This is a genomic window from Streptomyces niveiscabiei (assembly GCF_001419795.1).
Taxonomy (GTDB): Bacteria; Actinomycetota; Actinomycetes; order Streptomycetales; family Streptomycetaceae; genus Streptomyces; species Streptomyces niveiscabiei.
The window spans coordinates 1-2,960 of the sequence record NZ_LIRL01001114.1; the positions used below are offsets into that span (position 1 = coordinate 1).

2 protein-coding genes are annotated in these 2,960 nt (G+C 72.0%); both read right to left on the bottom strand.

The window, feature by feature from the left end; translation table 11 throughout:
- Window positions 1-477: 477 nt before the first annotated feature.
- The gene (gene recX / locus AOK24_RS40700) at window positions 478-1,389 is read right to left on the bottom strand and encodes a recombination regulator RecX (RefSeq protein ID WP_055724941.1); all 912 of its coding nucleotides are present in this window, start codon (window positions 1,387-1,389) and stop codon (window positions 478-480) included.
- 6 nt (window positions 1,390-1,395) lie between these two features.
- Window positions 1,396-2,532: a recombinase RecA gene (gene recA / locus AOK24_RS40705; protein WP_055724942.1), complete on the bottom strand. Its 1,137-nt coding sequence runs from the start codon at window positions 2,530-2,532 to the stop codon at window positions 1,396-1,398.
- Window positions 2,533-2,960 lie beyond the last annotated feature (428 nt).

The following is a 2,960-nucleotide window of genomic DNA, read 5'->3' on the forward strand; positions in this document are numbered from 1 at the left end:
TCACCCACCCGCCCGTGCACTGCGGCGATCAGGCGTCTTCGCACGGGGGTTACCCCCACCCGTAATGGGAAGGGCGGCGCGGCCTGTCCGCCCGTGCACGAACACCAGCCCTCGGTGGAGACCGGCCGCTCCAGGAGAGCCGCCTGTTCCCAGGCAGCACACCGAGCCCGGCCCGGACACGATCGGCGCCCCCGCGCGTCCACCCTGCCCGGAGCCGGCCGCTCCGATGCCCCCGCCTCGGCGGTCACCGGCCCGGGACCACCGGTCCCGGCGCCACGTACCGACCGCCGCCCCCACGACTGCACTCCCGCCCCAGCAGGACAACGCTCCACCGGTGCCCGGGGGCACGCACTCCCGCCGAAGACCTCGGGACACCGCCCTGCTTCCGGTGACGCCCCCTCACATCACGCGTCGCCCCGAAGCCGTCACGCCGGGCCGCCGGGGCGGGAAGCCCCTGGCCCGGACGGTGCCCCCACCTCAGAACTCCCCGTCCAGGAAGTCGGTCTCCTCCCCCTCCTCCTCCAGCGCCTGTCTGACGATCCTGAGAGCCATGCCCTCGGAGTAGCCCTTGCGGGCGAGCATCCCCGCGAGTCGACGGACCCGCTTGTCCCGGTCGAGCCCCCGCGTGGCGCGCAGCTTGCGGGCGACGAGGTCACGGGCGGTCGTCTCCTCCTGCTCGGAGTCGAGCTGGGAGACCGCCTCGTCGATCAGCGTGGAGTCGACGCCCTTGGTACGCAGTTCCCGGGCCAGGGCGCGCCGGGCCAGGCCCCGGCCGTGGTGCCGGGACTCCACCCAGGCGTCCGCGAAGGCGCCGTCGTCGATCAGCCCGACCTCCTCGAACCGGGAGAGCACCTCCTCGGCCACCTCGTCCGGGATCTCCCGCTTGCGCAGGGCGTCCGCGAGCTGTTTGCGGGTGCGCGGGGTCCCGGTGAGCAGGCGCAGACAGATCGCCCGCGCCCGCTCAGCCGGGTCCCCTGAAGGCTGCTCCTTCTCGGCCCTCGACGAGTCGGAAACGCCTTCCCCCTCGGTGGACCGCCCGCTGGACGGTTCCCCGAAGCCATTGCGGCGACGGCCGCGCCCGCCGCGCGGACCACCCCCGCCGGTCCTGCCACGCCCCGCGCGAGCGCCCCGCCCGCCGGGCTCCCCGTCACGATCCCGGTCGTCGCCCCAGGGGGGAGCGCCGAGCAGGTCGGCATCCGCGTACGAGCCGCCTCCCCGCCGGCCGCGGCCCGGGGCGGAGTCGTCCCCGAGCCGGTCGCCGTCGTACGGGCCCTGCGCCGACCGGCCGGTACCGCCCCGCCGGTCCTGGCCGGGGTCGGCTTCCCGCGCCCCCGCGCCCCGGAAGGCGTCGGGGTCGAAGGGGTCGGCCCAGTCGGTTCGTCGTGTCACGGAGGATCAGCTCTTGGCCGCCGCGGCCTTGGTCTTGGCGGCCTTGGCTGCGGGAGCGGGAACCGTCTTGGACGCGTCGTCCGCGCCGCCGGCCGCGGGGGTGGAGGTAGCGGCGTCCGCCGCGGGCTCGGCCGCCGCCGTCTCCGGGCGGACTCCGACGCCCAGCTTCTCCTTGATCTTCTTCTCGATCTCGTTGGCGAGGTCGGGATTGTCCTTCAGGAAGTTGCGGGCGTTCTCCTTGCCCTGGCCGAGCTGGTCGCCCTCGTACGTGTACCAGGCGCCGGCCTTGCGGACGAAGCCGTGCTCCACGCCCATGTCGATCAGGCCGCCCTCGCGGCTGATGCCCTGGCCGTAGAGGATGTCGAACTCGGCCTGCTTGAAGGGCGGCGCGACCTTGTTCTTGACGACCTTCACGCGGGTGCGGTTGCCGACCGCCTCGGTGCCGTCCTTCAGGGTCTCGATCCGGCGGATGTCCATCCGCACCGAGGCGTAGAACTTCAGCGCGCGGCCACCGGTCGTGGTCTCCGGCGAGCCGAACATCACGCCGATCTTCTCGCGGAGCTGGTTGATGAAGATGGCGGTGGTCTTGGACTGGTTGAGCGCGCTGGTGATCTTCCGCAGCGCCTGGCTCATCAGCCGGGCCTGGAGGCCGACGTGGCTGTCGCCCATCTCGCCCTCGATCTCCGCACGCGGCACGAGCGCGGCGACGGAGTCGATGACGATCAGGTCGAGAGCGCCGGAGCGGACCAGCATGTCCACGATCTCCAGCGCCTGCTCGCCGTTGTCCGGCTGGGAGAGGATCAGGTTGTCGACGTCGACGCCGAGCTTGCGCGCGTACTCGGGGTCGAGGGCGTGCTCCGCGTCCACGAAGGCCACCTGGCCGCCGGCCCGCTGCGCGTTGGCCACGGCGTGCAGTGTCAGGGTCGTCTTGCCGGAGGACTCCGGGCCGTACACCTCCACCACACGGCCGCGCGGGATGCCGCCGACGCCGAGCGCGACGTCCAGCGCGGTCGATCCCGTGGAGATGACCTCGATGGGTTCGTTCGGCCGCTCGCCCATGCGCATGACCGCGCCCTTGCCGAACTGCCGTTCAATCTGTGCGAGCGCGGCGTCCAACGCCTTCTCGCGGTCCGTGCCTGCCATGGGTTCCACCCGGTTTGCTTGAGTCGATCGCTTCACGTCAAAGACGCTAACGCCTGCCACTGACAACGCGCCTCGACGCCGGTCCAGCCTGTGGATAACTAGGTCACTTACACACCCAGACTCGGGCAAAACACCCTCGTACATCCCCACCGAACGCCTCGCCGGTGCCCCCATCAGAATGGATGTTCGATTTCCATGTCAAGCGCACCACACAGCTTCCCGACCGTACGCCCCCACCCTCCACACCGATGGCCGCTGCAACGCACCAGAAGAAGCACAACCCGGAAAACACAGGAACCCCCGCCGGGGGAAAGCCGCCAACGGCGGGAAGGGGACGGTCCGGGGGGTGTCCGCCCGCAGCGGCCGGCGCCAACACGCCCCACCCCACAAGAAACAGCACCGCCGGCCCGAGGACGGACACCCCCCGG

Coding starts and splice junctions, on each gene's coding strand:
- recA (WP_055724942.1), bottom strand. CDS start 2,532: ATGGCAGGCACGGACCGCGAGAAGGCGTTGGACGCCGCGCTCGCACAG.